Consider the following 23,192-nt stretch of genomic DNA (forward strand, 5'->3'; position numbering starts at 1 on the left):
TTTATCTGATTATAGTAAGCGGTCCGGTTATAGTTTTCCTGCCATTACGCGGATTGATAATAAAGTAGTAAACCCCTACAGGTAATGGTTCGTTCTGGTAGGTACCATCGAATGGAATTTTATACCCAGTACTAAAAAACACCTTATTTCCGTTTCTGTTAAAAACTTCTACAGTTGCATTTGGATAAGATTCTAAATACTTAATAATCCAGGTATCGTTTACATTATCCCCATTTGGCGTAAAAGAATTCGGAGGCGTTAAAACCTGTAGTACCTTAACCAATACTTTAGAAGTGGTAACACAACCTTCGGGCTGCGTAGTGGCCGTTAAAGTATATTCAGTATCCTCATCCGGCGAGGCCACCGGATTTAAGACATCGGTTCTATTTAGCCCCTTTGCCGGAGCCCACTCGTATTTTAAATTATTTCCTTCAGCACTTGCCGGAATTTCAACCTGTCCGCCAGCCAAAAGATAAATCAGCGTACCAGCATTAGCCACTGGCGATTTGTATACTGTAATGGTATTTGAGATAGAAGTGGAACAGCCATTATCTCCGGTAAAGGTAAAAGTAATGGTGTGTGGCCCAACTCCGGCTATTTTAGGGTTAAAAGTGCCATTTGCACGCATACCATCACCACTGTATACGCCGGGAGGCCCATTCAGTTCTAATCCGGTTTTCTGTTTGCCTTGCGTGATTAAAACCGTACCATCGGCCTCACAAACAGGGGGAATATCATCAAATACCAATTGAGGAACTGGTTTTAAGGTAAGTGTTTGATCTGAAAATTTAGAGCAGTTTTCTCCTGAATAAGCTACAAGCCTAATGGTAAAAGTTTGGTCAGCAGCACCACCAAAGTTATCATATTTAAGAACAAAAATTTCGTTATCATCCGGATAATTGATTGTTTTATAAATGGAAGATTCCCTGCCAAAATCTCTGTAAATTTCAATCTTTGTAATGCGACCGGTAAATACTGAAGCAGTATTCTTAATCAAAATATCTTCGGTTGCGCAGCTATTATTATTTATAATTTCAAAATCAGCAGCTTTTACATCACCATTAACATTAAAGGTTTGTGCGAAAGATGTTTCGCAGCCTTCGGCATTTTTAAGACTTAATGTAACCGTGTAAGCTCCTAAACTTGTTGGCGTAAAAGCCCCATCAAAACCGGTAGATGTAGCAACTGTATTGCCATTAAAGGCATAAGTCCATTTTGCAGTTAAACCTGTTGTGCTAACATCGGTATTTTTTGAAGTATTTTTAAACCTGGCTACCCCATCAGCCAAACAGAAATCAGGAAGTGTAAAATTCAAATCCTTAGGAGGATCATATACATTTATATTAACGCGCTTAACATTTGAGCACCCAAGATCACTTTCAACAGTTAAAGTAATTATATAAGCACCCGGAGCAGCATATTGATGCACAGGGGCTACATGATTATCCAGTATTGCAGGAGTAGTTCCATCACCAAAATTCCAGGTCCACTTTACAATGGTTCCGGTGGCCTCGATGCTTGATTGATCTGTTAAAACAGTTGGCGTATTGGTGCACAATCCGTTCACATCAAAATTGGCCAATGGCGAAGGATTTATTAAAATTTCGACAGGATCCGAAGTGTCCGAACAATTCGAACCCGTGGTAACAGTTAACCTTACTATATATTTACCAGCTTTGGTATAAATATGCTCCGGATTTTGTTCGGTAGCAGGCGTACTACCATCACCAAAATCCCATAACCACTTGGTTACGGCAAAATCGGCATTATTAGGTATGCTCGCATCTGTAAATTTCACAACAGCATTTGAACAACCAACAACAGGATCAAACTTTGCAGTCGGAAGATCGTAAATATTAAACGTATAATTGGTTGTTAAATCACCCGATACGCATGATGATGTATTGGGCACATGGGCAACAATTTCTAAACTGTGCTTACCTTTTTCAGCATAGGTTTTGGTATAAGGCGATTCAAAAGTAAAGATGTTCGATCCATCAGGCAAAGTTTTAGTTTCGATAAGCACGGGTGGATTTTGATTAATAACAGTTTCATTATCCAGCGACCAATTGATGTAATCAGGCTTATATGGAAGCGAAAGCTTAATATTGTACGTTTCCCCTACACATCCATTTTGTCCCTCTTCATTTTTAGCAGTATTAAAAACTGTGAGGTAGTTGTTCGACGATAAATTTGTACCCGCAGAATAAGCATAAGATTCATGATCGCCAAAGCCGTAAGCAATCGCATTAAAACCATCATCTGCGGTAAGCGTTATACTCTCCGCATTAACAGGTATTTGTGTGTAAGAATAAGTAGGATTGCCATCCAATACCGTCCAGTTGGTACCAGGGGCTATCCCATTATACCTAAAGCCCGCTATCTTGTCAGTCTTAATTAATACGTTTACATATTTGTTACTAATATTCTGTAAACCAGATGAAAAAACGGTAACACTTTTAATGTTAAATTCTATCGGGTTTAAGATTACCATTTCAGGGTCGCCGATTATCCCCCCTCCGCTGGCTGCAGAACAATCTTGCGATAAGGAGTACTGCGCTACACTGATTAACTTATCAGCAGTGATAAAAGTAGAAGCTGTTAACTGATCGCTTTCTATAAATCTGCCTTTATTAACGGTATAGGTATTGCCATTATAAGTAACACTGGTATTGTCTTCCTGAGCAAGAATCCTGACGATGTATTTCCTGTTGATAAAAGGTACAACACCATAATTTTTCCCCCAACTGTTTGTAGCATAAAGCTGCTGAAACAGTGGATCCTGAGAAGTATTACATACAATTCCTATTACCGAAGTTCCAGAAAATGCAGCAAAGCGTTTGCAGGATGATGTTGCAGGATCAGTTTCTACAAAAACCCCAGTTAAATCCTGTGTTCCCGAAGCCAGATATTCATAAACGTCGCCAGCCTTACGTAAGGTTATAGGAATTGTAGTGCCATTACTTTCATGTAAAATAATATTTGTTTCATCTTCTACCGCCACTAAGGTTAAAAAATTATTCCCACCACTGCTTTGAGTAAAATTCATGGAGTAATATGTTTGCCCTAAAGTTTCGAAAGGCAAAATTAAAGAAGCTGCAGACCTTGCTGCACCATAAATATGCGTGTAAACAGAAACCTTTGGTTTGCCATCTGTAACCTTAACGTGTATCCCCTTATTTGTTAAAACCTGGTTTGCCTCTGTTTGTCCATCAATATAGGCATTGGCTCTTGGTACATCAAACCTAACAGCTGTATTGGCAGGGATAACTTTAGTAACAGGGGCAGCGTTACCGCAGGTAACAGTTACCTCTGAAGTGGATCTTGAAGTTACAAAAACCGCTATATTTCCATATGGAACTACGCCATTAACAGCTCTTGAGGGCACATGGGTTGGAAAAACCGTCCAAAAATCAGTTCCTTCATTAGAAATATTTTGTCCGGATGCTTTAAGAAATAACAAAGACACCAATAAAACCAATAACCAATGCCTTTTCATTACCTATCAGTTTAGTTGAAAACGTTATACATTTTTGTTTGATATAGTAGGCAATATACTACAAATCAGCACACAAGAAAAACAATTAATAGAATTTAACAAATTTGAAGCAAATAGCTCCTGAGGAGTATTCAATTAGAAGTTTAGGGAATAATTTTGCAGAGAAAATCCTTTGAAATCGGATAGAACAGAAAACAAAAAAGCCAATCTTATTAAAATTGGCTACAATATAAATATTCAGTTGTTACTTTGATCGGATTGATCTCCGCTCCCATATTTTGCAGAGAAATCTTTTGCTTGCTCATCTGCATTAACGTTGTTATGATCTTCCGGTTCTAAATTTTCATCTAATCGATCATTCCAATCATTCAATCCCTGATCAGGATGTTGTTTATTTTCTTCAGTAAAATCGGATTTAGATTTGGCCTGGTTTTGTTTTTGATTATCCATTTTGAGGTTTATTTCATTTAAAACATCACCTTAACTAGAAAGTTTTATTCACCGCAATTATTTAACGGGAGGTTCATCTTTAGCATCTTTAAATTCTTTAACACTCTTCCCTATCCCACGCATTAACTCTGGTAACTTTTTACCCCCGAAAATGAGCAAAATCACCACTCCTATTAAAATAATTTCTATTGCCGACATATCCCTATATATTTTGAACAATATACGTTAATTCTCCTGAATTGGTTTAATTAGATTTTTGTAATGAGATCCTACCGGAACAAGATGCTTTACCATCAGCAAGAAAGATCCTGAAAACATAAAATACCCACAAACAATTACAATTTATCTCAGCACTTCAATGAGCAATGCGATAATAGTATATTCTACTTTAAGCCCTAAACAGAAATAGCATTTAAAGTTCTTTTTTTAATTTTTGGTACTGCACCATGTCTTAAAAATTCAGCGTAACCTTTTAATTGTTTAATGGATTTAATGGCCTCATATCCTTCATATGATGTTCTGATTTTATTCAGCAACATGGTATCTGTTTTAAACATATCGTTTTCCACTAAAATCCCTTTACTTAAAAAATTTTTAATCAATTCGGCCATCTTCCCATTGGCATAAAGGTGCAGCGGGAGTTTAAACACTTCATTATTTAGTTTTTCAAAAACCTCATTAATCCAGTTTGCTTCAGTTTCTGCATTTACCGCAATTTTCCCGTCTTTTAAAACAATAGCGGTTAAAAATTCGCGTGCGCGCTGGCGCGAAATTATCCCTCCATGCACCCCATCCCGTAAAGTATAATCCAACCGATCTGCACAAAGTGCTGGCAAAGGCTGTTCTAAAATATCAAATGTGCCATATAAAATCTGGTTAACATCATATCCATATTTTAACAATACATCAGGCACTTCCGATTTGCACAAAACCGCTGCAAAAACTTTTTCATGGTAATCTTCATCTGTATTATCAAAAACATAATCGCCAACATGAGAAAAAGCGGTATGCGAAATATCATGTAGCAAACCCGCAATTTGCTCAAGTTCAGAACCACCAAGCATTCTAATCAACATGGTTACCCCGATGGCATGTTCTAAACGCGAATGGCAGATATCAGGATTAACCAAAAATATGGCACCACTTTGATGTACCCCCGCCAATCTTTTTAAAATAGCTGTTTCTAAAAGATCTGAAAATACTTCAGGTAATTCCATTTTGCCGTATAAAAAATCATTAAGCTGAATCATATTTTCAAATTTAAATTTAGGGATTAATCAGGCTCAAAAATACTAAATAATTTAGTTTTATCATTTAAATTTATCCACATTAAAAATTACTAAAACTAAAATTGTTAGCCTAAAAACCAACTTTCAAATATTTTGAAAGCTATTATTACAATTTAATGATCAACAAAGCCTATGGCGAAAAAACAAGCCAGTAAATTAAACGTTATACTTGTAAAAAAACAGCTATGGCAACAGCTCAACAAATAAGAAATGCATATTTAGATTATGTATTAAGCAACAATGAAAAACCAAAATCGGTTTATGTTTTCGCAAAGAAAATTAAAATTACCGAAGCGGATTTTTATCAATTCTTCTCTTCTTTTGAAAGCATAGAAAAAACCATTTGGTTTGAGCTTACGTTTGAAACCATCAGCAAAATAAAAGAACAGGAAGTTTGGCTCCAATATACAGCAAGAGAAAAAATGCTTTCTTTCTTTTACAGTTACCTGGAAAACCTTAAAAATCAACGCAGTTTTATTATTTACAGTTTAAAAAATCACCGTGGTAAATTTGCAACCCCTGATGTTTTAGCCGGTGTAAAACCCATTTTTGAAAACTTTGCACAGGAGATTATTGAAGAAGGTTTAGATAGCGGAGAACTTGCTGAACGCCGTTTTTTAAGCAAAAGATATAAAGATGCCTTATGGATCCAATTTGCTTTTATTGTTAATTTCTGGATTAACGATGACAGTGAAGGTTTTGAAAAAAGTGACGAAGCAATAGAAAAAGGCATTAACGTAACTTTTGATCTTTTTCAGCATTCGCCAATTGACAATTTACTAGAATACGGCAAGTTTTTATCTAGAAATGGAAAGTTTGCAGATAAGATGAGGTTTTAAACGATAAATGAAGACACAAAAAAGTATTCCTACCACGAAAGTAGAACGCTCTGCAAAATTTGTTAAAACAGGAATCCAAATCGGGGGCAATTACATAAAACATTATTCAAAAAAACTGTTCAATCCGGATATGGATCGCGATCAGTTGAATGAGGATAATGCAACCGATATTTATAAATCGCTAAGCGAACTAAAAGGAAGTGCTTTAAAAATTGCACAGATGCTGAGCATGGATAAAAATATCCTGCCAAAATCTTACGTTGATAAATTTACGCAATCGCAGTACAATGCCCCACCCCTTTCTGGTCCTTTAATTGTACGCACATTTACCAAAAATTTCGGCAAAACACCTGAAGATATTTACGATAGTTTTAACCTTATTTCGAGCAATGCCGCCTCAATTGGCCAGGTTCATCAAGCCATGCTAAATGGAAAAAAACTTGCAATAAAAATTCAATACCCAGGGGTTGGCGACAGTATTTCTTCTGATTTGAAGCTGGTAAAACCTTTCGCATTCCGTTTACTCGGCATGTCTGAAAGGGAATTAAATGTTTACATTAAAGAAGTTGAAGAACGTTTATTGGAAGAAACAGATTATGAACTGGAAGTTAAACGCTCCATTGAATTTTCTGAAGCCTGCAAAAACCTCAATCACGTTGTATTTCCAAAATATTATCCAGAGCTATCAGGAAAACGGATTATTACCATGGACTGGATTGAAGGGCTCCATTTAAAAGAGTTTTTACAAACAAATCCTTCGCAGGAATTGAGGAACATAATTGGCCAGGCCCTTTGGGATTTTTATAATTTTCAACAACACGAACTCAGGGCAGTACATGCCGATCCACATCCGGGAAATTTTATTATTACCCCTGATGAAAACCTTGGCGTAATCGATTTTGGATGTATTAAAGAGCTACCTGATGATTTTTACTATCCATTTTTCGCATTAATTTCTACTGATGTGATTAACGATAAAAACAAAACGGTTGATGCCTTTAGAAAACTGGATATGATTCATACAGATGATACTCCCGAACAAGTAGAATTTTACCACAAATCATACAAGGAAATGATCAGCCTGTTTGCAAAACCATATATCAGTGAATCTTTTGATTTTAGCAAACCTGATTTCTTCGAGCAACTGTATATTTATGGTGAAAAGATTTCCAAAATGCCTGAGTTTAAGCAAGCCCGTGGCGTAAAACACTTTATTTATGTAAACCGCACCAACTTTGGTTTATATACCATATTACATGAATTGAAAGCAACTGTTAAAACAGATACTTTTAAACCACATGTTAATCTTTAAAAAGAAATATAAATCGTCATTCTCGAGTAATTGGGAATGACGATGATCTATTATTCAGAAAAATCTCTTTTAAGCGGTCCCTCAATGTTACTACCAGCACCTCACTATCTGGTATAGGAAATGATTGTATTTTGTTAAGCGTTTTTCTTTACCACTTCTACCATATGGTCGATATCAAATGGTTTTTCGATATAATCATCAGCTTTGCAATCTTCAGCCTGCTGTGGGAGATTATTGGATGTAGAGGTTAATACGGCAGATACATCTTCAGTATCGGGATCAGATTTTAATGCTTTAATTACTTCCGAACCTTTTTTTCTTCCTTTGATGTGGTCATCTACTATAACCAGGTCTGGATCTATTCTATCTATATTGTCTATCGGTTCAGTGGTAAGTGATGCTGTAACATCAAAACCTTCTTCTTCCAATACCTGGTCCATTATATCAAGGATATCTTTATTATCCTGAACAAGTACAACCTTTTTCTTCATAAATAAAACAGACTAAAATCTTGTTAAAGATAAAGAAAAACTAGAATCCTGGAATGCTTCTTAAAATATTTTACAATTGGAAAAGAAAATTTCAAGTTTTGTCTTGAATTAATGCCTGTTCGTCGACTATTAGTTATCGGTTGTATAATAATGCAATATGGGCTGCAACGTTTTTCATTTCATGGCGTCTTATCTACAAAACTTAAACAAAAACACTTAAACATTTAAATAACAATTAATTAACATTTAATTTTTAAATAAAGATATTATGAAAACCTCATTCAAAACCCTAATCGCAACTTCATTAACAGCAATCGTTCTTACTTCAGCTGCATTTACCACAAGTGTATCAGCAAGAGAAAAAGATCCTGAAAACATTATCAAAATTGCCGCTTTTAAAAGAGTTTCTGTAAAAGGAAATATCGAGCTAACCATTATACAGAGAAATGCTATCGGTGTTGCTTATAATGATGACAATACCGGAACTGCTAAAGTGATGCAAGATGGAGACAATTTAAAAATTACTTCAACAAGCATTGAAAAAGTAAAACTTACAATTTATGTAAACGACTTCTACAGAATTGAAGCATCAGAAAATGCCGTTGTTAAAACTGAAGGAAAATTAACTACAAAATATCTTCAAATCTTTTTAAAAGGAAATGCCCATGCAGAAATCAATACCAGCACTGAAGGTTTATATACTGTAATTGCAGAAAATGCAGATTTAAAATTAAGCGGCTCTACCGATAACCATTCATTGGTGATGGGCAACTCGCAAAAATTAACCATTGATAGGTTTGCAGCTTTAAAAACCAACATCAGTTCGATAGAAACTGTTGCGGTAGAAAAAGAGATTGCCTCAATTAAATAACATTAAAACACACAAATGAAATAAGGCTTTCTGATCAGATCAGAAAGCCTTTTATTTTTTTACAGATAATGATTTTGAAGTAATATTCACAAAACCAAAGATGGCCTACAATTAAAAAGCTTATTGAAGCAAAATAAGGCTAGTGATGTGCGTAAGCGGTTTCCAATTCGGCAACTTCTACTTCGCCATCGGCAGTAATTTCCAAAAGCTTTACTGCTTTTAGTTCATTTACCATCACCGGATCGTATTTAGCACGAACTTTTACATAGTTTTTTGTAAATCCATGCATGTAACCTGATTTTTGATCAGCTTCGAAAAGCACTTCACCTTCAGTGCCAATTTGCGATTGGTAGAAAGCCCTGCGTTTTTTATCAGATAAGATATGGAGCATTTTACTCCGTTCATTGCGTACGCTACCGGCAACAACACCTTTCATTTCGGCAGCAGCGGTAAGTTCACGTTCTGAATAGGTAAATACATGCAAATAAGAAATATCAAGTTGGTTTAAAAACTGGTAAGTATCCAGGAAATCCTCTTTGGTTTCGCCAGGAAATCCAACGATAACATCTACACCAATACAGCAGTGTGGCATTACCTCTTTAATTTTAGCAACACGCTCTACATATAAATCGGTACGGTACCGACGGCGCATTAAACCTAAAATTTTATCAGAACCTGATTGTAAAGGAATATGAAAATGTGGAACAAATCTTTTTGATGTAGCCACAAATTGAATGATTTCATTACTTAAGAGATTAGGCTCAATTGATGAAATACGGATTCTTTCAATTCCTTCAACCTCATCCAAAGCTTTAACAAGGTCGAAAAATTTATCTTCCCGCTGGCCATTACGAATCCCAAAATCTCCCAGGTTTACCCCTGTTAACACAATTTCCTTTACACCGCTTTGGGCAATCATTTTTGCCCGGTTCACCACATTTTCGATGGTATCGCTACGGCTTGCGCCACGGGCCAACGGAATGGTACAATAGGTACATGGATAATCGCAACCATCCTGTACTTTCAAAAAAGTACGGGTTCTATCGCCAATAGAATAAGAAGCAATAAAATTGTGGTTTACTTTTTCTATATTTTGCTGATGAACAACCGCTTTAGGTTGTTTTGTTAAATCGGTAATATACTCAACAATCCTGAATTTTTCTGCAGCACCTAAAACCATATCAACGCCTTCTATTTCGGCAATTTCCTGTGGTTTTAACTGTGCGTAGCATCCTACTATGGTTACAAAAGCGTTAGGAGAATATTTTAATGCTTCTTTAACAACTTTACGGCATTTTTTATCTGCGTGTTCGGTTACCGAGCAAGTATTGATCACATAAACATCAGCCTGATCCTGAAACTCTACTACAGCATATCCTGCATCAGTAAATAACCTACCAATGGTTGAAGTTTCTGAGAAATTGAGTTTACAACCTAATGTATAAAATGCGACCTTTTTCATTGAGGTTGCAAAGATAAGAAATTTGTTTGGAGTTGGGAGTTTGCGGCAGTTATACCGCACATATTACAGTGAATTAACAAAAGATAGGTTTAGATTTGAGCGTTTAGAGCTTAAAAACTTCCTAAATGGATTAACTTACAGCTGAGATACAACTCAATACGCCCAGCTAATTTTCCTGCCAGCGGTAACTTTCCTGCTCAAAGCCGGCTAAATCCAATACCCTGCTCACAACTGTTCCGGCTACATCTTCAATGCTTTTGGGTAAACTGTAAAAAGAAGGATTTGCAGGACATATTATTCCGCCTGCCTCGGTAATAGTTTTCATATTATTGATATGGATTAAACTAAAAGGTGTATCTCTAACCACAGCAATTAACTTTCTACGCTCTTTTAATATTACATCAGCAGCCCTGGAGATCAAATCGTTGGAAATACCATGTGCAATACGCCCTAGCGTACCCATAGAGCATGGAACGATAATCATCGTATCATATTTTGCAGATCCTGATGCGAAAGGGGCATTAAAATCATTTTTATTGTAGAAAGTAAAATCACTGAATTGGTCATAATCCTGGTTTCCAAGTTCAAATTTCCATACTTCTTTAGCATTGTCGCTCATTACTACCCCTACTGCTTCAATCTGGTCTTTAAGTTTCAATAACTGTCCAAATAACACCTTTGCATATATCGAACCGCTAGCCCCGGTAACCGCAACAATCACTTTCTTTTTTATCATCATACAAAAATAGGTTTTCTGAAAGATACTAAATAAAAAAGGGCCAGAACATTGTTCTGACCCTACATCTACCTATGAAAAACATACCCTCGAAAGGGTAAGAACAAATATATATAAATTTTTAAAAAAATATAAGTGAGAAGTGTTAAATCGTGTAAATGACGGACATAAATCAAATACTAAATATAACACACTGAAATACAGGTAAATAATTTTCGCGAAAAATGTCAAAAAACTGATTTTCGTGTAAAAAAAGCTTGATTTTATAAAACATTATCAAAAAATATGTCTTACAAATCAGTCACTTTTACTCAATAAGGCAATACACCTAATGATTTGTTCTGTAATTTGAGCAATTGCCTTTACAATTATTTGTTATTAAAATAACAGTAAATTAAAAATTATCGATGTTAAAATTCATTGAATATTTGTTAAGACGGAGATAAAGCACTCGTACCGGAAGCCAGTTTAGATCTGATTCGGCTCAACGTTTCTAACCTCATGCATAAAAAAGAAGCAATGTATTTTAATGGCACTCTATTGATCAGATCAGGGTAAGATTTCACAAAACGTAGGTATCGTTTTTCGGCTGATTGCAACCTCGAAATTAATGCCCGCTCACAGGCTTGCAGATAATGGAGTTGTGTCATTTTCCGGCTCACATAATTGGCAATATGGTGATTGAGGTATAACTGCTTCGACATGCTGTAAGGCACCGCAATTGCAACCACATCTTCAATGGCCTGCACATATTCTTCACTTGGCAAAGCTTCATCCCAAAAATTGCTGATGTTGCCTACAAATTCATTTTCCTTGGCAATCCAGGTCGTAATTTCTTTGTCATCATCTTTCATATAACCCCTGGCAACACCATTTAACAACAGGTAGGTGTATTTATCGCGGTGTAGCGGAGATGAAATAAATTTATTCTTTTTAAAACTTACAGGAAAAGTATGGTTGTTGATGATGAACTCTATCTCTGGCGTTAAATCATGAAATGATCTATAAACCCTGATTAATGGGGAGTATCCATTAAATGGCAACCATTTATCTTCTGTATAAATGTTTTCGGGACTCATAAGCTTATCTAAAATGTAACTGCAAACAGCCACCGTTTGGTGGCAAACGAAAATACTATCTACCCTATTTTTTGAACAGTAAAATAAACGAAAATGTTTTGTGAAAAACCTTTTCTTAGTTGAAGTAGCGTGCAATTTCTAGCAAAACACGCCCCTATAGCATGTGTTAGACGTTTTTGTAGTATAAATGTTATACAATTACAGCAAACGGGTTGGCAATTAAAGTCTTAAGAAGTATATTTGGGTAAGCGCCACTTAAATTTATGATCGATTTAACTTCCTCTTTTTTAAAAGCACTATTAAAGCATTCTAAATCGCCGATCATTATATTTAAGATAAAACCAATTCTTGTAGTTGTTGAGCATAATGATGCCTACCGGAATTTAATAGCGCGGATTGGAGTGGATTTAGCTTTTTATGATATCAATATTATTCCCAACCTCATATCCGATCAGGAAAAAGAGTTGTTGATTGAAACTGTGAATCAGGTTAGCGAACGAAAGGAAGAGGCAAACCTGATTATCCATCCCATTTATTCCAATTCGCCGAATGTAAATTGGGAACTGACATTCTCCCCCGTTTTACAAAGCAACCAGCCTATTGAGTACATCATCTGCTCATTAAAAGAAATACCAACGAATGAAAACGGCATTGAACAGATTTTACTGGAGCTATCAGAAAGTGAAGCCAGGTTTAGAGGTTTTTTTGAGCAGGCACCTTTAGGCATGTGTGTGTTGCGAGGTAAAGAGCTTGTAACTGAATATGCGAATGATAATATTTTAAAACTTTGGGGAAAAACAAGAAAAGAAATCATCGGTATACCCCAAGTTGAAGCCAGGCCTGAATTAGGTTTACAAAAATCGCTATTGAACCGTGTTAAAGGCATTTTTAAAACTGGTGAGCCCCTGGTTTTAAATGAGTTGAAGATTGCAACGGCACTTACTGATGGCTTTTTTATTGCTATGTACCAACCTTTAAAAAACGACAAAAATGAAGTAACCAGAATTTTAGTCATTATTAAGGACATTACAGAACAGGTAAATTTTAAAAAAGAGTTGCTTAAGGCGAAAGATATCCTCAAAATAGCCATGGATGCATCAGAAATGGGCTCCTGGAATATAGATATTGAAAGCCGAAAAGTGCTATTATCCGATAGGGCACAACAAATTTATGAGCTGGAAAGCAATAATTTAGGCATTGAAGAAGCTAAAGCTTTAATCAGCGCTGATGATTTTTCTGCACTTACCGGAGGAATCCGATATGCATTGCACCATCGGAAAGCTTTTAATATAGAATACCGGATTAATATAAATGGTATCAATACCAAAACCAAATGGCTAAGAACGGCAGGTAAAGCCTATTATAATGAAGATGGCAAAGCCATTTACATTGCTGGGGCTGTGCTGGATATTACTGAGCATAAACAGGATGAGATTAGAAAAAACGACTTCATTGGCATGGTAAGTCATGAATTGAAAACACCTTTAACAGCCTTAAGTGCATACGTACAGCTTTTACAATTTAAATTAAAAGATACCGACAATTCTTTTACGATTGAAACGCTCGATAAGATAAATGTGCAGTTAAAAAGAATGTCGCTGATGATAGATGGTTTTTTAAATGTATCACTGCTAGAATCTGGTAAAATTTTACTGCATAAAACGGATTTTGATCTGGTAGACCTTATCAAAACTATAGCTGAAGAAAACAGGGTGATTTTACCAAGTCATTTTATACAGGTTGTTGGTTTGGAAGAGATTATTGTGAATGCAGATCGTGAAAAAATTGGCAATGTGATTAACAACCTGATCAGTAATGCTGCCAAATACTCCAAAAAAGAATCGTTAATTGCTATAAAGTGCGAGAAACAAAAAGGCGAAGCAATTATTAGTGTTGAAGATGAAGGTATTGGAATTAAAGAAAGCGATATCCCTAAGCTTTTTGATCGTTTTTACCGCGTAGAAAGCATAAGTACGCAAACCATAGCGGGCTTTGGGGTAGGTTTATATATTTGTGCCGAGGTAATGGAAAGACATAAAGGCAAAATATGGGTGGAAAGTAAATTTGGACAAGGCTCTACATTCTTATTTAGCTTGCCTGTAGAAGAAATGCTTACGAACGAAGGTTAACCAATTCCTGATCAAGTATTACGTTTGCAGCCATTAATCCGTTTCTTGTAAGTACAATTTCAAAAGTTACCTTCGAATTTACAGTGATGTTAACTAAGGTTTCGGCTAAAAGAAATTGAATATCCTGGCCATTTGCATCAATAATAACTCCATAGCCACGTTCATTATCGATCAGTGTAACGTTTCCGTTTCTTCTATCATTCATAAGGTTTTATAAAAAGTGGACAATTATACTAAAAATTCGTAGAATTAAAAATACATCAGCATAAAAATAAGCACAACTTTTAGTACTATTAAAACGTTTTACGAAAATTCCAGTCAACCATTATGAAGTATAAAATTATTGTTCTAATGCTTTACACTTCCGATCAGCAAATTGTTTGTATTAAGTGATTAAATATGAATCCCTTGGTGATTTATAATTACTAAAGGATAAAATAATTCGCAAAAAGCGTATAAAACAAAGAATTACGCAACTAACTGATTAACATATTGTTATTTTAAATAAAAAAAGTTATTTTTATAAAACAAAAACGAGCTTGTATTGTTATTTACCGAATTAATCATCCCAATTATGAAAAATCTCAACCAAACATCAAGCATTAAAGAAGAAATTATCTTATTATCTGAAGAAACAGACCGTAATTACTGGGCAGACCGTTTAGGAGTAACATCAGAAGCACTTAAATCTGCAGTAAGGGCAACAAGATGTATTACTTTAAACCAGGTAACTGCTTATTTAAATCAGCAAAAGCAAACCATCAGTATTTCTTAATTCTTTATAAACTACATTATAATATTGTATTTATTTGCGCAGAAGCATTGGCCATTGGTTGATGCTTTTTTTATTATATGAGATTGTTTAAACCTTTTATCAAAAGTCATGGTTCTTTATACAAATACCTATAAAAAATAGAATTATGGCAACCACAACAAAAACAAGCACAAAGTCTACCGCTACAAAAGCAAAGACAGCAGCAAGCAAAACAGCAGGTGCTGCTACAAAATCATCATCAGCAAATTTAAAATCTTCGACAAAACCTCAGAATAAAACTGGTAAAATGGAAGATTCTGAATTCCACAAGTTTTTTGTAGATGAGTTAAAAGATATTTACTGGGCAGAACAACATTTGGCTAAAGCATTGCCTAAAATGAAAAAAGCTGCAACCAGTAGCGAATTGGCTGCTGCATTTGATAAACATACTGCAGAAACTGAAACCCACATTGAAACATTGGTACAGATATTCTCTCTTTTAGACGAGAAAGCCAGTGCGAAAAAATGCGAAGCCATGGCTGGATTATTGGAAGAGGCCAATGGAATTATTGAAGAAACAGAAAAAGGTACAATGATTCGCGATGCTGGATTAATTTTAGCAGCGCAAAAAGTAGAGCATTATGAAATTGCTACTTACGGTACCTTAAAAGTTTTTGCTGAAAATATGGGCCATACAGAAGTGGCTGATTTATTGGCGCAAACTTTAGAAAATGAAAAAGCTACAGATGTAACTTTAACAGAAATTGCTGAAAGTTTCATCAATCAAGAAGCAGCTGCAGAATAACACACTGTTATTTCACATTTAAATAATTTGTATTGAATAACAGTAACGATTCTAATTTTCGCTGTTACAATACCGAAAGCAATTTGAAGATAACGCTCCTAGCGATCGTTTTCAGATTGCTTTTTTTGTGTTCCGAGGTCTTATTCAGGATGCACAATGAAGTTTATTCTTTTTCGAAAAAATGATTATAATTACGAAAGAAGAACGAGATCTGGTATACGTATCTTTCTATGTTTTAGGCTAAATATCGATTTTCTTTAATATTTATTTGTTTTAGCATAATAAAGTCGTCAATCTAATGGTATAAACGATTAAAAAAGCTATAGGAAAGAACAAATTAAACTACTGAATTTAACCAAAAGTTTTAAAGAAGTATGGAATACAAAATGCTATAAAATTGCTTTCAACCAGCGTTCCATTATAACTTAAAAAAAAATCAATCAACATATTATATAAACAAAAAAGGGTTGAAAAATTAATTTCAACCCTTTTTTGTTTTTTATCTAAAATTTATTTTTGAGATTGCTCAGGTGCTTTACCAATCAGATCCATAAACTGATCTAACTTAGGCGTAATAATAATTTGGGTACGTCTGTTTTTGGCCTTACCTCCTGCTGTTGCATTATCGGCAATCGGATTAAATTCTCCACGTCCGCCAGCTGTTAAACGCTTAGGGTCAACCGCATATTTTGTTTGTAATACCTGTACAACTGATGAAGCACGTAAAGCACTTAAATCCCAGTTGTTGCGGATATTGGTTTGGGTAATCGGCACATTATCTGTGTTACCTTCGATTAAAACATCATAAGTATCGTAATCTTTAATGATTTTGGCTATTTTACTTAAGGTTTCTCCTGCTTTATCAGATACTTCATAGCTACCAGATTTGTATAACATGTTATCAGCCAAAGAGATGTAAACTACACCTTTAAGTACCTGAACATCAACATCTCCAAGTTCTTCACGACTTAACGAACGGGTTAAGTTATTGGTTAACACCATATTAAGTGAGTCGCTTTTATTTTTAGCATTTACCAATTGTTTAATGTACTTGTTCGAACTGTTTATCTCATCAACCAGTTTAGAAATGTTTACATTCCCCTGGCTACTCGAATTTAAACATTTGTTAAGCGCATCCTGTAAAGCGGTAACATTGGCTTTTTCTGAAGCAATCTGCTCTTCTAAACTTTTAACTCTGCTAGTGGTGCCGCTTAATTCGCGTTGGCTATCCTGATATTTATTGCTTAGTTCCTGATTTCTTTCTCTCAGTTTTGAATAAGTATCCTGGAGCTCTGCATATTTTTTATTGCTTACGCAACCTGCTGCAAGTGCAATTCCAAAGAGCATTAGTGGTATTGATTTGTATAATTTCATAATTTTATTTTTAGTTATTGATAATACGTTAACAAATTCCTTGCCGCAATGTTTTTTATCGTGTTTATGTTGTGTTAAAAAGCGTTAATCTTAACAGAATCAAAGCTGGCCAAAGCTTTGTAAGCTCTTAAACCTATGCTGCCAGATTTGTATTGGGCATCTGTTGCAGATAGTATTGGTTTCGCTGATCCGTTGATAAAAACGTCAAATTTATCCCCTTTGGCCACTATCTTTAAAGTATACATTTTGTTCATCTCAACCGGGTATTTTCCCGAGTTCAGAACAATCCATTTTTGATCGCTCGCCTTTCCTATTTGTACGGTACCATTAAGTTGATTCAAGCCAACATAATAACCTTCATAGGCATCAGCACCGATTGCCGGATTAGAAACCCTGAACATCAGGCCTGCATCGCCAGCAGTATTAATTTTAACATCGGCCTGGTAGGTAAAGTCTTTAAAATCTGTTCCATTGGCCACATATTTAGCACCGTTTATGCCATAACCGCCTGAACCTGCATTTGAAGCTGAATTTACCTGACCATCTTTCCAGAACCAACCGCCACCATAGAAAACCCAATCAGAAGCCATTCCATTTTCAAAATTTTCTGTTAAATTCTTATTCAATTTTTTAGGCTGACCAATTACCGGAAAACAGCTCAAACGGATATTTTCAGATCCATAAGGTACCAAGGTAATTTCTTCATCCTTTTCATTTGATATAACGGGGCTGTAAGGCACATCAAAGGCTGAAACCTTATTGTAACCCATGCCCCAGGATGGAATTTTTTTACCCATCACTTTTAATTTTACCGGAGAATTTGTTGCAATAAAAGGATTTTCAGTCATGGTTGATCTTACTACTTTAACTGCGTGATTGAGGTTGCCGTTACTTAAAGATAAACCATAATTCCATGCTGATTCCGGCCGTATTTCATAATCTGTAAAACCAGGTACAGGATGCGTTTTGGTAATATTATTTGAAGCTTTTATTTCGAGTGCATACACAATAGGGCCACGTGTGATACTTACCGAGTTATTTACCTGTTTTTGCGAGGCGATTTCCATCGGAAAATCAAGTGTCAATTGATCCTGATCTTTCCATTGGCGGTTAATTGTAAACATTTCTCCAGCTTTTATACCAGTTAGTATTTTGCCATTTAAGGAAATTGTTGGTTTTACACTCCATGACGGAATTCTTAAGATAAGCGGGAATGCTGTTGAAGTTTGAAGATTAATTTTTAGTTTGATCTGTTCTTCAAAAGGATAATTTGTTTCTTCGGTAACTTTGACTTTTTTATTTCCGGCAACCAACGTTTCAATCTCCATTGGTCCGTAAGTAATTATTGCAAGGCCATGATCGGGTGTTGCTACCACGCTACTTTTAACAAAGTATGGCCAGCCCATGTGCATATTATAACGGCAACAGCCATAACCAGAATAGGGACTGGAAACAACACCGGAACTATAATCCTGATTAAAACCATGTTCTCCATGCACGCTTTGCACCTGATTTGGCAGGGTGTAATAGGAATGATTTTTAAAATCTCTGCTGAACTGAGCGGGTAAGGCATTAAAAGCTACTTTTTCCAACTGATCGCCAATGTTTGCATCATGAAGCACTTTTGCAGCTGTTTCCAAACTTTGCATCCATTCTACCACTGTGCAGGTTTCTACACCTTCTACACTACTGGTGCCTGCTAAAAATTCTGTTCCCGAACCTAAGCCTTCTGGTTGACCATGATCGTGCATAATGTGTTTTATGCCTTTGGCCAGTGCATCCCGGTTTGTTAAATTATCCTCTAATTGTGCGTAAACAACTGGAAATTTTAATGCCTGAGCAACATTTACCATATGTTTTGGCTGAAAATCATCACCATAAAAGTAAAACTCATTATTGGTGTAAATATCGATCCAGGGGTAAGCCTGCTGCTTTAATTTTTCTACCAATTTTAACAGGTCCTGATCTCCAGTTTTATTGTAAAGCCAAATGGCAATTTCCATGTTATCACCAGCTCTGGATTTTCCCCACTCTTTTAATGGATCGGCATCGAGATTTGCCAGTTCGTATTTAAAATATTTAGATAAAAAAGGAATTACCCTTTTATCGCTTGTAGCTTCGTAATAACTTTGCAGCGCATACATCATTGGCATGCGTGGCCACCAATCTTTCATTTTTGGCGGGCCGAACAATCCATTGGTTTGCTGACTATTTAAAGTCCATTCGATATATTTTTGAGCCTTTGCTTTAAGGGCAGCATCATCTAAGGTATAAGCTAAAGCCACCAAACCTTTAACATAATAAGGTACACGCTCCCATCCATTACCATCTCCGCCGAGCCAATCAGAATCTTTTCCTAAATTATCTTTTTCCGGATAGAGTTCTTCTGCCATACCAGTTGCCCCATCCCTTTGTTGCTCAAGCTGTTTTAACAACCATCCTTTGGCTTTTATGCTGCCTATTGGCAATTGTACATAAACGCCTTGTTTTAGTGGTGTTTTATTAAATTCGGTTAAATTTTGTGCTTTTAAGGTATTAATGGATATACAGGAAACCAAGAAACAAATTGAGGTTACTACTTTTTTCATAAAGGGATTATTGGTTAGATCATTATGCCATAAAACTAATCATTATGAACGAATAATAAAACGTTTTACTAAACTACCTTTTAAATAATCTCAATCAAATACTGATCTTGAAAACCTTGCTGAACAGCTCATTACCGCAATTGGTTAAATAAATAATTTGCACAGTTAGTTAGGTAGTATTTTACAACTATTATGCTTTATTCATCAATGTTACCTCTTGTTTGTGGCTAGTTATAGCGGCAACTAACCCTGAGTTTGGTAGAAGATGAGATTAGTTTTATATTAGATTTAGAGAGCGTTAATTTAGAATCGGGGGGTAGCCATTGGTTATTCCCCGTTCTTATTTTTTAGCTAATCTTTTATACAGAAATGCTGGTGCAGCTGGCCGAAATTACTTTCCATTCTTCGCGCACTTTCCCCCAAACACGTAACCACTGGTATTTGCCATTGAGTAAAATATCAGAATAACTTCCTTTTATAAACAGGCATGCCGAAACAATTACTATGGATTCGAAAACACGTATCTCGCGCCTGGATACGTCGATTTTATTGATCCTTACCATACCGGTTCGATAAGCCTCCATATCCATTTCCTTATCCAGTACGTTACCATATTGATCATGAAAAAGCATTCCATCGGCAAACAACAAATCGAGTGTTGGCAGATCTGTTTTTTTAAACCCATCTAGTAATTTTTCTTCAAGCTCGGCAATCAGAAGAATTGTTTCCTGATCGGATAAAGTGTTTGGCATAATTTCCGGTTAGGCAGTAAAAGTATAAAGTAAGCCACAAAGAATTATGGAACTTTAAATATTGCCTGCATTACACGGATTTGCACACACAAATTGCACAAATTTTAGGTAAATTATTTCTTTCCGAAGGTAATGCCCTGCCAGGTATCGGTTCTAAATGGCGAAGCTGGCAAACCATCGTTACTAACAAGATTGGATATCGGATTATTTCCCCAGGCGTAGCGGACGGCTACAGGATTTGCAACCAGGCTGCTACTCACTACTACTTGGTTGCCTTGAATGATTGCTTTTGCCCAATAAAACTTTTTATCAGCCCCTGCAATGGCAAAACCTGTTAATTCTTTATCTCCACCGGCCTTTAATCCGTTTTGCGTATTTAAAAAAGACAACCGAATCTGTTTCCCCTCGGTTTTACTGCTTTGGTAAACAGGACCTGAATAGTTATTTTTTTGTCCGTAAGTTTTAGCAAGTGCAATTAACCCCAATCTTCTGCCTACTTCCTGCTTATTTTTAGGGTGAATATCTTTTGCTTCGCCAATATCGATAATGGTGGCCATACCTGTATTTGGTAATGCCAGTGTTTTTTGCTGTGCTTCTCTCAATTCGGCCCATGCCGATTCTACCGGAATGTTATCTACCTGCATGAAGTTAGCCAGTTGCACAAAATAAAATGGAAAATCGCCTTGCCCCCATTTCTGACGCCAATCTTTAATCATTATAGGAAACAAATCACGGTATTGATAAGCTCTATCGGCATTGCTTTCTCCCTGATACCAAATGGCACCTTTTATTGAAAACTGGAGATAAGGGTGCAACATGGCGTTATACAAAACGGTTGGGCGATTAGGGCCATTGTCTTCATAAGGTTTTGCTTCTATATTTTTAAAATCAAGGCCAACTTTATATTTCCAATCGCCGGTTAATGAAATTTTATCTCCTGCATTATTGGTTAAATTCAATTCTTTGGCTTCACCATATATACCACCGCCACCACTGCTATCAAAAACCCTTACGGTTATAATATTCTCCCCTGGTTTAAGTAAATCTGCAGGAATGGTATAGGTACGGGCGAGGTTCCATCCTGCTGTTTCGCCAACTTTTACACCATTAACAAAGGTGATATCATTATCATCAATGGCACCTAAACTCAATTTGATGCCACTTGTTTTCCAATTTTGAGGGATGGTAATCGTTTTGCTAAACCATACGATACCATCGAAATTTTTAAGTGCTGCATCTTCCCATAAGGTTGGCAAATTCATGTTTTTCCAATTGGTGGTTTCTGCGGCGGCCCATTTTAACTGTCCGGCCTGGTATCCCGAATCTTTATCGGTGGTTATTTTAATCCAGTTTTGTAATTTTTCCTCGTAAGAAACAGTTGAAGGATTTGTAGCTTCTGCTTTAATCTTATCCACTGCGGCAGAAAAATCGGTCATTTTTTTAAGTGATTCGGCACTTGTCCAGGCTTCGGCAATTGTTCCTCCCCAGGAGGTATGTATCAATCCGATCGGAATTTTTGTTTTTTCGTAAACTTCCCTGGCAAAGAAATAAGCTGTAGAAGAAAATTCGGCAATGTATTTGGGGCTACATTCCTGCCAGCCATTATTTGCGACTTTAGCATCAGTCAAAGGAACATTACTGGTAATGTGCTCTGCCTGCAACAAGCGGATATTTGGGTATTTAGCATCGGCAATTTCTTTTTCATAATTAAGAATTTTACCCCATCCGGCGAGGGGCATTTCCATATTAGACTGGCCTGAGCAAATCCAAACATCACCAATTAGTACGTTATTAAGCACAAGTAATTCGCCATCAGAAATGGTGATGGTGTATGGGCCACCGTAAGCGGGCGTTGCAACTTTAATTTTCCAGTTGCCGTTGGCATCGGTTATGGTTCCATAATTTACTTTATTCCATGATACATTTATTTTAACAGCTTTACCAGCAGTGGCTTTACCCCAAATGGCTGCATTCGTTTTTTGCTGCAAAACCATGTTATCACTGAAAACCGAAGGCAATAAAATTTTAGCTTGTATAAACTGTGAACTGAATACTAGAAACGCAATTAGAATTACAGATTTTAACCTATAGTTGCTCATATATTACCTATTTTTTGATGATTAGAAAGCGAATGTACATTTTCTGTGGCTCAACATCAATACATATATCTGCTGATCATTGATTTATGATAAAAATGAATCAAAATTCATTCAATTAGTTTGGGTAAGAATATCATTTTGCTTATTTTGCAGGTCTAAAAGAACAGCTCTGGATTTAAGATCAATTCTACCGGACGTTCTCTCAAATTACAGCATAAATGGTTAAGATTTTTATAGGTGGCCTTCCGGACAATATCCAAGAAATGGATTTGGCAATACTGGCCAGCCTCCACGGTAGAGTAGAAACGATTAAAATTGTTCGCGATAGATCAACGGGAAAGTGCAAGGGCTATGCTTTTCTTGAAATATACAGCCTGCCCGATGCTAAAAATATTGTTTCTACCTTGAATGGGGAAACTTTTAAAGGCAATGTGATTACAGTTAAAATTTCTGAAGAAGAAACTCCTGCCAAAACAGCAAAACCACAAGGCAGTCAACCATTTAAAAGTAAAAGACCAAGGTTACAGCGTTAATCTTTTTTCATGTTGTCATTTTAAATTTCTTCATCTATAATACAGAAGTTCCTGATCTTTATTTGCCTCTATTGATTAGTTTTTGATCCAAAACTTTGTATTGCCATACTAAACGTATATTTTGTGCCTG

Annotated in this window: 20 protein-coding genes; 7 read left to right on the forward strand and 13 right to left on the reverse strand. The window is 36.0% G+C overall.

What is annotated here, in order from left to right; all coding sequences use genetic code 11:
• Position 1: 1 nt before the first annotated feature.
• From ASE74_RS05535 to ASE74_RS05545, 4 genes are all read right to left on the reverse strand, one after another.
• A complete protein-coding gene (locus ASE74_RS05535; protein ID WP_055905399.1) occupies positions 2-3,499 on the reverse strand; it encodes a PKD domain-containing protein in 3,498 nt (1,165 codons plus the stop codon).
• Between the two features lie 237 nt (positions 3,500-3,736).
• Complete coding sequence (locus ASE74_RS05540) at positions 3,737-3,949, reverse strand: hypothetical protein (RefSeq protein WP_055905402.1); 213 nt, start codon at positions 3,947-3,949, stop codon at positions 3,737-3,739.
• Between the two features lie 57 nt (positions 3,950-4,006).
• A complete protein-coding gene (locus ASE74_RS24335; RefSeq protein ID WP_029280163.1) occupies positions 4,007-4,147 on the reverse strand; it encodes a twin-arginine translocase TatA/TatE family subunit in 141 nt (46 codons plus the stop codon).
• 197 nt (positions 4,148-4,344) lie between these two features.
• Positions 4,345-5,199, reverse strand: coding sequence for an HD domain-containing protein (locus tag ASE74_RS05545; RefSeq protein ID WP_055905405.1), 855 nt, complete (start codon positions 5,197-5,199; stop codon positions 4,345-4,347).
• Positions 5,200-5,423: 224 nt separating this feature from the next.
• Between ASE74_RS05545 and ASE74_RS05550 the strand changes: the two genes are divergently transcribed.
• The gene (locus ASE74_RS05550; protein WP_055905407.1) at positions 5,424-6,077 is read left to right on the forward strand and encodes a TetR/AcrR family transcriptional regulator; all 654 of its coding nucleotides are present in this window, start codon (positions 5,424-5,426) and stop codon (positions 6,075-6,077) included.
• Between the two features lie 7 nt (positions 6,078-6,084).
• Positions 6,085-7,389 carry an AarF/ABC1/UbiB kinase family protein gene (locus ASE74_RS05555; protein ID WP_055905410.1) on the forward strand — a complete coding sequence of 435 codons (1,305 nt, stop codon included), beginning with the start codon at positions 6,085-6,087 and terminating at the stop codon, positions 7,387-7,389.
• A gap of 134 nt (positions 7,390-7,523) precedes the next feature.
• Here the strand turns inward: ASE74_RS05555 and ASE74_RS05560 are convergent, their stop codons facing one another.
• Positions 7,524-7,880: a two-component system response regulator gene (locus ASE74_RS05560; RefSeq protein ID WP_055905413.1), complete on the reverse strand. Its 357-nt coding sequence runs from the start codon at positions 7,878-7,880 to the stop codon at positions 7,524-7,526.
• Between the two features lie 268 nt (positions 7,881-8,148).
• Here ASE74_RS05560 and ASE74_RS05565 point away from each other — a divergent pair, with 268 nt between their 5' ends.
• A complete protein-coding gene (locus ASE74_RS05565) occupies positions 8,149-8,751 on the forward strand; it encodes a GIN domain-containing protein (protein WP_055905416.1) in 603 nt (200 codons plus the stop codon).
• Between the two features lie 139 nt (positions 8,752-8,890).
• On the opposite strand, the gene mtaB is transcribed toward ASE74_RS05565, so the two are convergent.
• The 3 genes from mtaB to ASE74_RS05580 form a co-directional block, all read right to left on the reverse strand.
• On the reverse strand, positions 8,891-10,213 hold the full coding sequence (mtaB, locus tag ASE74_RS05570) for a tRNA (N(6)-L-threonylcarbamoyladenosine(37)-C(2))-methylthiotransferase MtaB (protein WP_055905420.1): 1,323 nt from the start codon (positions 10,211-10,213) through the stop codon (positions 8,891-8,893).
• 166 nt (positions 10,214-10,379) lie between these two features.
• Positions 10,380-10,949: a UbiX family flavin prenyltransferase gene (locus tag ASE74_RS05575; RefSeq protein WP_055905422.1), complete on the reverse strand. Its 570-nt coding sequence runs from the start codon at positions 10,947-10,949 to the stop codon at positions 10,380-10,382.
• 431 nt (positions 10,950-11,380) lie between these two features.
• Positions 11,381-12,028, reverse strand: coding sequence for a Crp/Fnr family transcriptional regulator (locus tag ASE74_RS05580; RefSeq protein ID WP_055905424.1), 648 nt, complete (start codon positions 12,026-12,028; stop codon positions 11,381-11,383).
• 263 nt (positions 12,029-12,291) lie between these two features.
• On the opposite strand from ASE74_RS05580, the gene ASE74_RS05585 reads away from it, so the two are divergent.
• Positions 12,292-14,157: an ATP-binding protein gene (locus tag ASE74_RS05585; RefSeq protein WP_055905428.1), complete on the forward strand. Its 1,866-nt coding sequence runs from the start codon at positions 12,292-12,294 to the stop codon at positions 14,155-14,157.
• Here the strand turns inward: ASE74_RS05585 and ASE74_RS05590 are convergent.
• Positions 14,141-14,362: a cold shock domain-containing protein gene (locus tag ASE74_RS05590; RefSeq protein WP_055905431.1), complete on the reverse strand. Its 222-nt coding sequence runs from the start codon at positions 14,360-14,362 to the stop codon at positions 14,141-14,143. The genes ASE74_RS05585 and ASE74_RS05590 overlap by 17 nt on opposite strands.
• Before the next feature lie 369 nt (positions 14,363-14,731).
• Here ASE74_RS05590 and ASE74_RS05595 point away from each other — a divergent pair, with 369 nt between their 5' ends.
• Both ASE74_RS05595 and ASE74_RS05600 read left to right on the forward strand, forming a co-directional pair.
• Positions 14,732-14,932: a DUF3606 domain-containing protein gene (locus tag ASE74_RS05595; RefSeq protein ID WP_055905433.1), complete on the forward strand. Its 201-nt coding sequence runs from the start codon at positions 14,732-14,734 to the stop codon at positions 14,930-14,932.
• A gap of 145 nt (positions 14,933-15,077) precedes the next feature.
• The gene (locus ASE74_RS05600; RefSeq protein WP_082458658.1) at positions 15,078-15,716 is read left to right on the forward strand and encodes a ferritin-like domain-containing protein; all 639 of its coding nucleotides are present in this window, start codon (positions 15,078-15,080) and stop codon (positions 15,714-15,716) included.
• 510 nt (positions 15,717-16,226) lie between these two features.
• Here ASE74_RS05600 and ASE74_RS05605 read toward each other — a convergent pair.
• The 4 genes from ASE74_RS05605 to ASE74_RS05620 all read right to left on the reverse strand — a co-directional run bounded on the left by ASE74_RS05605 (position 16,227) and on the right by ASE74_RS05620 (position 22,529).
• Positions 16,227-17,090 carry an OmpA family protein gene (locus ASE74_RS05605; protein WP_055905436.1) on the reverse strand — a complete coding sequence of 288 codons (864 nt, stop codon included), beginning with the start codon at positions 17,088-17,090 and terminating at the stop codon, positions 16,227-16,229.
• A gap of 74 nt (positions 17,091-17,164) precedes the next feature.
• Positions 17,165-19,678: a beta-L-arabinofuranosidase domain-containing protein gene (locus ASE74_RS05610; protein ID WP_055905439.1), complete on the reverse strand. Its 2,514-nt coding sequence runs from the start codon at positions 19,676-19,678 to the stop codon at positions 17,165-17,167.
• Positions 19,679-20,037: 359 nt separating this feature from the next.
• The gene (locus ASE74_RS05615) at positions 20,038-20,430 is read right to left on the reverse strand and encodes a nuclear transport factor 2 family protein (RefSeq protein ID WP_055905442.1); all 393 of its coding nucleotides are present in this window, start codon (positions 20,428-20,430) and stop codon (positions 20,038-20,040) included.
• A 113-nt stretch (positions 20,431-20,543) separates the two neighbouring features.
• Positions 20,544-22,529: a sialate O-acetylesterase gene (locus ASE74_RS05620; RefSeq protein WP_055905445.1), complete on the reverse strand. Its 1,986-nt coding sequence runs from the start codon at positions 22,527-22,529 to the stop codon at positions 20,544-20,546.
• Positions 22,530-22,747: 218 nt separating this feature from the next.
• Here ASE74_RS05620 and ASE74_RS05625 point away from each other — a divergent pair, with 218 nt between their 5' ends.
• Complete coding sequence (locus ASE74_RS05625) at positions 22,748-23,062, forward strand: RNA-binding protein (protein WP_055905448.1); 315 nt, start codon at positions 22,748-22,750, stop codon at positions 23,060-23,062.
• The last annotated feature ends 130 nt before the right edge of the window (positions 23,063-23,192 follow it).

The organism is Pedobacter sp. Leaf216 (assembly GCF_001421515.1).
Lineage (GTDB): Bacteria > Bacteroidota > Bacteroidia > Sphingobacteriales > Sphingobacteriaceae > Pedobacter.

Bases quoted from the DNA above. Each gene is read 5' to 3' on its own strand.
- ASE74_RS05535 (WP_055905399.1), bottom strand. From the start codon at position 3,499: ATGAAAAGGCATTGGTTATTGGTTTTATTGGTGTCTTTGTTATTTCTT.
- ASE74_RS05540 (WP_055905402.1), bottom strand. From the start codon at position 3,949: ATGGATAATCAAAAACAAAACCAGGCCAAATCTAAATCCGATTTTACT.
- ASE74_RS24335 (WP_029280163.1), bottom strand. From the start codon at position 4,147: ATGTCGGCAATAGAAATTATTTTAATAGGAGTGGTGATTTTGCTCATT.
- ASE74_RS05545 (WP_055905405.1), bottom strand. From the start codon at position 5,199: ATGATTCAGCTTAATGATTTTTTATACGGCAAAATGGAATTACCTGAA.
- ASE74_RS05550 (WP_055905407.1), top strand. From the start codon at position 5,424: ATGGCAACAGCTCAACAAATAAGAAATGCATATTTAGATTATGTATTA.
- ASE74_RS05555 (WP_055905410.1), top strand. From the start codon at position 6,085: ATGAAGACACAAAAAAGTATTCCTACCACGAAAGTAGAACGCTCTGCA.
- ASE74_RS05560 (WP_055905413.1), bottom strand. From the start codon at position 7,880: ATGAAGAAAAAGGTTGTACTTGTTCAGGATAATAAAGATATCCTTGAT.
- ASE74_RS05565 (WP_055905416.1), top strand. From the start codon at position 8,149: ATGAAAACCTCATTCAAAACCCTAATCGCAACTTCATTAACAGCAATC.
- mtaB (WP_055905420.1), bottom strand. From the start codon at position 10,213: ATGAAAAAGGTCGCATTTTATACATTAGGTTGTAAACTCAATTTCTCA.
- ASE74_RS05575 (WP_055905422.1), bottom strand. From the start codon at position 10,949: ATGATAAAAAAGAAAGTGATTGTTGCGGTTACCGGGGCTAGCGGTTCG.
- ASE74_RS05580 (WP_055905424.1), bottom strand. From the start codon at position 12,028: ATGAGTCCCGAAAACATTTATACAGAAGATAAATGGTTGCCATTTAAT.
- ASE74_RS05585 (WP_055905428.1), top strand. From the start codon at position 12,292: ATGATCGATTTAACTTCCTCTTTTTTAAAAGCACTATTAAAGCATTCT.
- ASE74_RS05590 (WP_055905431.1), bottom strand. From the start codon at position 14,362: ATGAATGATAGAAGAAACGGAAACGTTACACTGATCGATAATGAACGT.
- ASE74_RS05595 (WP_055905433.1), top strand. From the start codon at position 14,732: ATGAAAAATCTCAACCAAACATCAAGCATTAAAGAAGAAATTATCTTA.
- ASE74_RS05600 (WP_082458658.1), top strand. From the start codon at position 15,078: ATGGCAACCACAACAAAAACAAGCACAAAGTCTACCGCTACAAAAGCA.
- ASE74_RS05605 (WP_055905436.1), bottom strand. From the start codon at position 17,090: ATGAAATTATACAAATCAATACCACTAATGCTCTTTGGAATTGCACTT.
- ASE74_RS05610 (WP_055905439.1), bottom strand. From the start codon at position 19,678: ATGAAAAAAGTAGTAACCTCAATTTGTTTCTTGGTTTCCTGTATATCC.
- ASE74_RS05615 (WP_055905442.1), bottom strand. From the start codon at position 20,430: ATGCCAAACACTTTATCCGATCAGGAAACAATTCTTCTGATTGCCGAG.
- ASE74_RS05620 (WP_055905445.1), bottom strand. From the start codon at position 22,529: ATGAGCAACTATAGGTTAAAATCTGTAATTCTAATTGCGTTTCTAGTA.
- ASE74_RS05625 (WP_055905448.1), top strand. From the start codon at position 22,748: ATGGTTAAGATTTTTATAGGTGGCCTTCCGGACAATATCCAAGAAATG.